Source organism: Nonomuraea turkmeniaca (assembly GCF_005889735.1).
In the GTDB taxonomy this organism is placed as follows: domain Bacteria; phylum Actinomycetota; class Actinomycetes; order Streptosporangiales; family Streptosporangiaceae; genus Nonomuraea; species Nonomuraea turkmeniaca.
Genome location: NZ_VCKY01000340.1, coordinates 1 through 8,874, shown reverse-complemented (window position 1 = coordinate 8,874; position 8,874 = coordinate 1). Strand labels below are relative to the sequence as shown.

7 protein-coding genes are annotated in these 8,874 nt (G+C 71.7%); 4 read left to right on the top strand and 3 right to left on the bottom strand.

The features are described 5' to 3' along the window. Both ETD86_RS56320 and ETD86_RS50175 read left to right on the top strand, forming a co-directional pair. Positions 1-233: hypothetical protein (locus ETD86_RS56320; RefSeq protein WP_170223732.1), on the top strand; the 233-nt coding region annotated here is incomplete at its 5' end. Between the two features lie 92 nt (positions 234-325). Beyond that, positions 326-1,321: a coiled-coil domain-containing protein gene (locus ETD86_RS50175; protein ID WP_138673687.1), complete on the top strand. Its 996-nt coding sequence runs from the start codon at positions 326-328 to the stop codon at positions 1,319-1,321. On the opposite strand, the gene ETD86_RS50170 is transcribed toward ETD86_RS50175, so the two are convergent. After that, entirely contained in the window at positions 1,318-2,427 is a 1,110-nt protein-coding gene (locus ETD86_RS50170) for an epoxide hydrolase family protein (protein WP_425465711.1), read from the bottom strand. The two genes, ETD86_RS50175 and ETD86_RS50170, sit on opposite strands and share 4 nt — an antisense overlap. A gap of 364 nt (positions 2,428-2,791) precedes the next feature. On the opposite strand from ETD86_RS50170, the gene ETD86_RS50165 reads away from it, so the two are divergent. Continuing rightward, positions 2,792-3,133 carry a hypothetical protein gene (locus ETD86_RS50165; RefSeq protein WP_138673685.1) on the top strand — a complete coding sequence of 114 codons (342 nt, stop codon included), beginning with the start codon at positions 2,792-2,794 and terminating at the stop codon, positions 3,131-3,133. Positions 3,134-3,200: 67 nt separating this feature from the next. Here ETD86_RS50165 and ETD86_RS50160 read toward each other — a convergent pair whose 3' ends face one another. Together ETD86_RS50160 and ETD86_RS50155 are read right to left on the bottom strand one after the other, a co-directional pair. Further along, a complete protein-coding gene (locus ETD86_RS50160) occupies positions 3,201-3,926 on the bottom strand; it encodes a dienelactone hydrolase family protein (RefSeq protein ID WP_246149457.1) in 726 nt (241 codons plus the stop codon). A 188-nt stretch (positions 3,927-4,114) separates the two neighbouring features. After that, complete coding sequence (locus ETD86_RS50155; RefSeq protein ID WP_138673683.1) at positions 4,115-5,029, bottom strand: pirin family protein; 915 nt, start codon at positions 5,027-5,029, stop codon at positions 4,115-4,117. 65 nt (positions 5,030-5,094) lie between these two features. Here ETD86_RS50155 and ETD86_RS50150 point away from each other — a divergent pair. After that, positions 5,095-8,874: AAA domain-containing protein (locus ETD86_RS50150; protein ID WP_138673682.1), on the top strand; the 3,780-nt coding region annotated here is incomplete at its 3' end.

The following is an 8,874-nucleotide window of genomic DNA, read 5'->3' as shown; positions in this document are numbered from 1 at the left end:
ACCCCGAACCGCTGCTCTCGGTCTCGGTCCGGGTGTCACTGGACGTGCCGCTGCTGGGCGGTGGCGGCGACGGCCTGCTGGACGCCGACATCGGTGTGGGACTGGGCTCCAGCCTGCTCGGAATGATCGTGGTGGTCCCCGGATCGGTGCTGCTCGGACGGCAGGTCGTGGCCCGCAGGGCACGGCGGCCGCGCGATGCGGAAAAGGGGCGGGTTGCACGCCACCGCACCTGATCCCCTACTATCTAGCGTCGGATAGAGGGCGCCTTCCGGCCTGGATGACATCCTGATCGGAATCTGCCCTGCGGCTCTGGGTGAGGAGAAGCGTGGCGGTTGCGGCCCCCTCCTTCCGGCAGCGTGCCCGGTGGCGCGGGATCGTCGCGGTCATCACAGCGGGTCTTCTGGTGGTGACGCCCGCGGCGGCGCGGGCCGAGCCCAAGCCCACGGTGAAGCAGCTCAGGAAGGAGCTGGACACGCTCCTGAAGGAGTCGGACAAGCTCATCACCGACTACTACAACAGCCGCATCGCCCACCAGAAGGCTGAAAAAGCCGAAAAATCAGCGCGGGAGAAGCTGGCCGCCGCCCAGGAGGTCTACAACCAGAACTCCACCGAGCTCAGGGCGATGGCCGTGGCCCAGTACACCGGCACCGAGCCCAGCCAGGTCGCCATGCTGTCCGGCGCCCAGGACCCGTCCACGCTCCTCGGCAGGATGGCCCTCGTCCAGCACCTCGTCGCCCTCCAGGAGGCCAGGCTCCAAGGTTTCGCCCAGGTCAGGGACGACCGGCAGCAGGCGCAGGACGAGGCCGCCGCCCGCGCCGGGGATCTCGACCGGACGGTCGGCGAGCTGGAGGCACGCAAGAAGAAGGCCGAGCGGCAGATCGAGCGCATCAGGGACAAGATCGACCAGCTGCACAAGGCGCCGGGCATGCGCTCCGACGGCACGTTCGTGCCGCAGCTGCCGCAGGGGTCCGATCACATCACGCCGCGCATGGCGCTGGTCAAGCAGCTCATCCAGGACCGGTTCGACGTGCCGTACGGGATCGGCTGCTACCGGGCGATCCAGGACGGCGGCGAGCACCCCCTGGGCCGGGCGTGCGACTTCATGCTGAGCCGGGGCGGCGCGATGCCGTCCGCGGAGGAGCTCAAGCGCGGCGATCAGATCGCCAACTGGGCGATCAAGAACGCCAAGCGCCTGGGCATCATGTACATCATCTACCGGCAGCGCATCTGGCACGTCCGCACCGGCGCCTGGCGGACGATGTCCGACCGCGGCGGCAACACCGCCAACCACTACGACCACCCGCACATCTCGGTGTACTAACGCAGAGCGGTGAAGAACGCCCGGACATCGGTCACGAACGTCTCGGGCTGCTCCAGCGCGGCGAACGTGCCGCCGCGCTCGTGCTCCACCCAGCCGACGATGTTGTTGTCGCGCTCGGCGAAGCGCCGGATCGGGCGCAGGATGTCCTTGGGGAACACCGAGATCGAGGTGGGCACCGTCGCGGGTTTGAGCTCCCACTCGACGCTGGTGTCCTGGTCGGTGTCCGGCGTCTCGACGAAGGACCGGGCCGCCGAGCCCGCCGTGTTGGTCAGCCAGTAGAGCATGACCGTGGTGAGCAGCCGGTCGGTGTCGATCTCGGCGTCGCTCCACTCGTGGTAGACGCTGGCGAACCAGGCCAGCAGCGCGACCGGGGAGTCGGCCATGCCGTACGCGAACGTCTGCGGCCGGCTGGACTGGATGAGCTTGTAGCCGTACTGGCCGGTGAGGTAGTGCTCGCGGAAGGCCATCCGCTCCTGCTCCACCTCGGTGAGTCCGTCGAGCTCGCCGGGTGCGCCGATGGGGAAGCAGATGATGCCGTTGCCGTGCATGCCGGCCACGCGCTCGGGGGCCAGGATGCCGACCTCGCGGGAGATCCAGGTGCCCCAGTCGCCGCCCTGCACGCCGAAGCGCTCGTAGCCGAGCCGGGTCATGAGCTCCAGCCAGGCGCGGGCGATCCGCGTGGAGCCCCATCCCGTCTCACGCGTGGGGCCGGACAGGCCGTAGCCCGGCAGGGACGGGATGACCAGGTGGAAGTCGCGGCTGAGCGGCTCGATCACGTCGAGGTACTCCACCGGGGAGCTGGGCCAGCCGTGGGTGATCAGCAGGGGCAGGGCGCCGGGGTCGGCGGAGCGTACGTGGAGGAAGTGGATGCGCTGGCCGTCGATCTCGGTGACGAACTGGTCGTGCCGGTTCAGCCCGGCCTGCGCCGCTGCCCAGTCGTAGCCGGTGCGCCAGTGCTCGACCAGGCTCTGAAGGTGGGCGAGCGGCACGCCGTACTGCCATCCCAGGCCGGGCACCTCGTCCGGCCAGCGCACCCGGTCGAGCCGGGCGCGCAGGTCGTCCAGCTCGGCGTGGCCGGTCTCGAGGCGGAAGGGCTGCAAGGTCAACACGTCTCCTCAATCGTTGTCGTACGCTGTACCGTACACCATACGGAAGGGGTGCGCAACGGGTACAGGCGGGTGAACAGGTCGATGCCGTGCACCGCGGTCTTGCCCCCCGAAGGCGTACCGGAGCCCGTCCGGCGACAGGCGGAACCGGTTGATCGGCGGCAGCATCGCCGACGTCGCCCAGGCCGTCCCCCGTTTCGACCGCGAACCTGGCCGCGGTGCGGCTCGCCGGCACCACCGCCACCCTGTACGAGAGCCCGGCCGACCCGATCAGACTCACCACGTACATGGTCCGCGCCACCAAGACCAAGGATTGGGTCTACTACGCCCGCGACTCCCTCACCGGACCGCCGACGGCACCCGCGTGCGCCGCATCCCCAACGTGGGCTCCGGCATCGCCGACGCGCTGTTCTCACCCACCGGCAAGCGGTTCGTCACCGACTGCCCGGGCCTGCACAACGGCACCCACCGCGTCTACGACTACCGGAGCGGCGCCGAGCTGCGGCACGTCGAGTCGCCCTGCTCCGGCCTGGCCACCTGGTACGGCGACGACCACCTGGTCTGCTGGGTACGCCCCGACGGCACGGCCGGCAGGCGGCAGATCCAGGCGATCGACTTCACCGGCGCGATGGTGCGCCTGCTGGTGGACGTGCCGTCCGACGCCTCGAACCTGGACGTGATCTACACCTACAAGCGCGGTGGCTAGTGCCGGTCAAACGCGCCGGCCGGGAACGGGCCCCGGACGGCGCGTCGCGAGCTACAAGGCGGCGGTCTCATCCAAGGTGCCGGGAGAAGAACCGCAGCGCGTGGTCGGTCTCGAACGCCGGGATTCCTCCGTGGTCGCCGGGGTTGGCGTGCAGCGTCTTGTCGGTCGAACCCAGGGCGTCGAACAGCGCCAAGGCCTGGTCCCTGGGCACCCGCGTATCGTCCCATTGGAGCAGGAACTGCACCGGCACGGTGACGCGGGCGGCGGGTGCGGCCAGCCCGTGCACGCCGAGCAGGCCCAGCACCGCGGCGCGGATCCGGGAGTCGGCGGCGAGCAGCGGCACACCGAGCCCGCAGCCCATCGACACACCCCAATAGCCCACCGGGCCGGCGCCCACGTGGTCGAGCTCCTGGACTGCGGTCAGAACGGCCTGCCAGTCGGCGACGGCCTGCCCGGACAGCAGGTCGTGCATGGCCGCGACCAGCCCGGCCGGATCCTCTCCGGCGGCCATGCGGGCCTGCATGTCGCCCGCGAACTGGATGAACTGTTCATCCTTCGGCCGGTCGCCGTGGTTGGGGGCATCGATCGCGGCGACGGCGAAACCCCCCTCGGCGGTGAACCGGTGTGCGCCGGCCAGGACGCCGGGGGCCCTCTTGTGCTGGCCGCCGCCGTGTCCCATCAGGATCAGCGGGCGGGGGCCGGTGGCGCCTTTCGGCGTGAACAGCACACCGGTGATCTCGCCGAGGGTGAAGGACTGTTCGGTGACGCCGTCGGTCGACGTCTGGGAGGTCAAGCTGAAGCGCATAGCGTTTCAAAGCCTTTCGGGGTGCCTTGTGCCGGGCGCTCCCTAGACCATGCAGGGGAGGGAGCCCCGACCTGTCATCACAGCGTTGATCGGTCTCACCTCCTCCAGTCGTCCTGCTGTACGGCGCCGCCGAAGATATCACACAGACCCCGCTGTCCAACCACGGGCAGGTCTGTCTAACGCACCCGCCCGCGCGGCTTGAGCCGGGTGCCGGGCAGCACGGGCGCGGGGAGCGGCGCCCCGTCGAACCCCTCGACGGCGCCGAACCCCTCGCCCTCCATCCACTCCTTGCGGTAGGCGGCGATCTCGTCGTGGGAGCGGCCGACGAAGTTCCACCACATCACGATCTCCTCGCCGAACGGCTCGCCGCCGATCAGCAGCACCCGACCGCGCCCGGAAACCCGAACCCCGGACCGCCCCGGCGGCAGGTACACCAGCGGCCCCCGCTCCAGCCCCGCCACCTCTCCGTCGAGCAGCAGCAGCCCGTGCTCGAACGCCGGGTCGAGCGGAACCTCGCCCTGGCCGTCCACGGCGATCTCGGCGCCGACGAGCGGGGTGTAGGCGGAGGCAGGGGAGGACACGCCGCCGAGCGATCCCATGACCACAGTCGCCGCGTACCCCGAACCCTCCAGCACCGGCAGCGCAGGGTGGTGCTCGAACGCGGGCGCGACGTGCCGGTGCTCGCCGGGCAACGCCACCCACAACTGCACGCCGTGCAGCACCGTCTCCGGCGACTCCTCCGAGTGGGAGATGCCGCGACCGGCCGTCATCAGGTTCAGCTGCCCGGGGCGTACCCGCTGCAGGGTGCCCAGGCTGTCGCGGTGCAGCACGTCGCCCTCGACCAGCCAGGTCACCGTCTGCAGGCCGGTGTGCGGATGCGGCGGCACCCGCATGGCCGACTGCTCGGGACCGTACGCGTCCAGGAAACACCAGGCGCCGATCATGCGCCGGTGCGCGCCCGGCAGGGTCCTGCTCACGGACATCGCGCGCGGCCCGCCCAGCGGCACGTCGCGCCCCTCCAGCACTTCACGGTCCGCGCCCGTGTCGGACCCGCAGCGGATCTCCTGCGGGTCAAGTTCCAGGTTGCTCACCCCACGACTGTACGGTCTTCGGGTCAAGCGACTGCAAAGCCCGCACCAGGGCAGAAGAGACGCTCATGGCGGAGCCATTGGACAGCCGCAGGGCCGAGCTGATCGCCGCGGCCCAGGCGAACTGGATATCGGCGCTCACCGACCTGGGCGGGCGCAACACGCTGCTCTACTACAAGGACCGCCGGGCGGGCACACTCGACCTGGCCGGGGCCGATCCCGCGAGCCTCGAACGTTTCCTCCGCACCGGCTCGATCAGGCTCACCCGCCTGTTCAGCGACGCCGACGCCAGGGCCGACGCGATCAGGCGCGTGCAGGCCATCCACCGCAAATCCCGCGAGCTGCTCGAAGAGCGCGGCCTGCGGGCCGCGTACCTGGCGACCGGCATGGCCAGATGGGACGAACTGTTCCTCGAGCCCGCCGCGCCCGTGCTGCTGCGCGGCCTCACCATCACCCCCACCCGGGCCAGGCACGACGACTTCGACCTCGCGCTCGACGACGAGGACGAGGTCAACCCGGTGCTGCTGCACAAGCTCGCCACCGTGTACGGCGCCGACGCGGAACGCGTGACCGGCGACCACGACCAGCTGCGGGCCATCGCGGCCGCGGCCGAGGTGCCGGGGTTCGACATCCAGGACCGGCGGGTCATCGGCACGTTCACCTACTCCAAGCTGCCGATGGTCCGGGACATGCAGGCGGCGGGCGAGTTGCTGGCCGACAGCGACGTCGTGGCCGCCATCGCCGGCGATCCCGGCGCGCAGGAACTGCTGTCGGGCGACCGCGGGCAGCCGATGGAGCTGGACTCGCCAGAGGACGACTACTCGGTGCTCGACGCCGACTCCTCCCAGCGCAGCGCCATCGCCGCCGTGCTGTCGGGCCGCAGCCTCGTGATCCACGGGCCGCCGGGCACCGGCAAGAGCCAGACCATCGCGAACCTGATCGCGGCGCTCGTCGCCAAGGGGCGCAAGGTGCTGTTCGTGGCCGAGAAGCGGGCCGCGATCGATGCCGTGTTGTCCCGGCTCAAGGGCGCCGACCTGGGAGATCTGGTGCTCGACATCCACGAGGGCACCCGCGACCGGCTGCGCATCGCCCGCGACCTCGGAGACACGCTCGACCTCGCGCAGAGCGTGAACGCGGGACCGGAGCAGGAGCTGGACCGGCGGCTCGTCGACCGGCAGCGCAGGCTGTCCCGGCACGTGGCCGGGCTGCACGAGCCGCACGCGCCGTGGGGGGTGTCGGCGTTCCAGATCCAGTCGGCGCTGCTCGGGACCCCCGCCGAGGCGCGTACGCCGGTGCGGCTCTTCCCGCCCGAGCGCATCGACCGCGAGACGGCCGACCGGATCAGGGACGAGCTGCGCGACTTCGCCCACCTGGGCGGCTTCACGCTCCGTCCCGGCAGCACGCCCTGGTACGGGGCCTCGCTGCGGACCGCCGAGCAGGCACGGCAGGCCGCCGATCTGGCGTCCCGGCTGCATTCGCACCTGCTGCCGCTGCTGGCGTACCGGGTGGACCAGGCGTGCGCCGAGGTGGGCCTGCGGGCGCCGGAGGGGTACCGGGAACGGGTGGCGATGCTGCGGCTCTTCGCCGGCGTCGCGCAGACCATGCGGCGCCTGTCGCCGCGCGTCTTCGAATCCGACCCGGCCCGCCTGGCCACCGCCGTCGGCGACGCCACCATAGGCCTGCGAGAGCGTCACGCGTTGCGCAAACAGGCCCGGGCGCTGTGGCTGGGCTCCGGCAAGCCGGAGTGTGCCGAGCTGTATGCGGCATTGGCGGACGCGGCCGGGCAGCTCGCCGAGTGGGACGCCCTCCGCCTGCCGCCACCGGCGCCCGGCGCCTGGCGTGCCGGCCCGGACGGCGCCTCCCCGCCCGGCACGCCGTGGCGAGGCGGCGACGGCCCCGGGACGTCGCCGGACGGGGCCGGGGTGCGAGAGAGATCGCCGTGGCCGCCCACGGATCTCGGCGGGCTGGTGCGGCTGCAGGCCGAGTGCGAGGCGCAGCTCGCCTCCCTCCGCGCCTACGTACGCGTCCCCGACGACCCCACCCAGGTCCTCGCCGCGCTCTGCGCCGACCGCGACACCGCGTGGAAACTCCCCAGACTGTACGAGCTGGGCATGCGTTTCGACGCGCTGGGCCTCGGCCAGCTCCTCGACGGCCTGGCACGTATGCGGGCGACGTCGGACGTGGCGGCGGACGCGTTCGACCACGCCTGGTACTCCTCCATCCTCGACCACATCAGGGTCAGCGACCCGCGCTACGCCGCGGAAAGGGGAGACGCGCTCGACGAGATCGCCGGCGACTTCCGCGAGCGCGACATCCGTCACCTGGCGGCCAACCGGGCGCGCGTCCGCCAGGCGTGGGCGGTTCGCCTGCGCGACGCCGAGGACCGCCACCCGCTCCAGGCCAGGGTGATCCGCAAGCAGGCGGCCCTGCGCCGGGGCCACCTGCCGCTGCGCCGCCTGCTCGACCAGACGGGCGACGTGTTGTTCGCGCTCAAGCCGTGCTGGGCCATGTCCCCGCTGATCGTCAGCCAGGTGCTCCCCGCGACCCGGCTGTTCGACGTGGTGATCTTCGACGAGGCCAGCCAGATCGTGCCCGCCGACGCGGTCCCGTCCGTCATGCGGGCGCACCAGATCGTGGTCGCCGGCGACGACCGGCAGCTGCCGCCGACGAACTTCTTCCGGCAGGTGGGTGACGGCCTCGAGGACGCCGAGGACGAGGAGAGCCTGGTGTCGTTCGACGCCGGCTTCGAGTCGGTGCTGGACGCGCTCCGCCCGCTGCTGCCCACGTGGCCGCTGACCTGGCATTACCGCAGCAGGGACGAGCGGCTGGTGGCGTTCTCGAACGCCCGCATCTACGGCGGGGCGCTGACCACGTTCCCCGGCGTGTCGCGTGGCGACTGCCTGCGGCACGTGGTCGTCGCCCAGCCGGTCGGGCCCGGCCAGGAGGCGTCGGTGCCGGCCGAGGTGGACAAGGTCGTGGAGCTGGTGCTGGACCACGCCCGCGCCCGCCCCGGCGAGTCGCTCGGCGTGATCGCGCTCGGCATGCGCCACGCCGAACGCGTCGACCAGGCGCTGCGGGAGGCGCTGGCCGAGCATCCCGAGCTGGAGGACTTCTTCGCCGAGGACGCGCCGGAGCCGTTCTTCGTCAAGAACCTCGAACGCGTCCAAGGCGACGAACGCGACGCGATCATCCTCACCATCGGGTACGGCAAGCACCGCGACGGCCGCATGCGCTACCAGTGGGGCCCGCTGCTGCGGGACGGCGGCGAGCGCAGGCTGAACGTGGCGGCCACCCGCGCCAAGCACCGCCTCACCCTGGTCAGCTCGTTCTCCAGCCACGACGTGGACCCCGCCCGCGTCACCAAGGCCGGCGCCCGGCTGCTGGCCGACTACCTGGAGTACGCCGGTTCGGGCGGCACCCCTGTGGACGCCTCGGGCGGCACGGCGCTCAACCCGTTCGAGTCCGACGTACGGGACCGCCTGGCCAGGTACGGCATCACCGTCGTGCCCCAGTACGGGGTCGGCGGCTTCCGCGTCGACTTCGCCGCCACCCACCCGAAGGACCCCGACCGCATGGTCCTGGCGATCGAGGCCGACGGGGCCTCCTACCGCGACTCACGCAGCGTGCGCGACCGCGACCGGCTGCGCAAGGAGCATCTGGAGCGGCTCGGCTGGAACTTCCACCGCCTGTGGTCCACGAACTGGTTCCACAACCCGCAGGCCGAGGCGGACAAACTGCGCAGGGCGTACGAGGAGGCGGTCGCCGCCTACGACCCCGAACCCGAGCCCCCGCCCCAAGCCGACGCCCAGCCCGCGCCCTCGCCCGACGCAGGCCGCGAGCTGGATCGG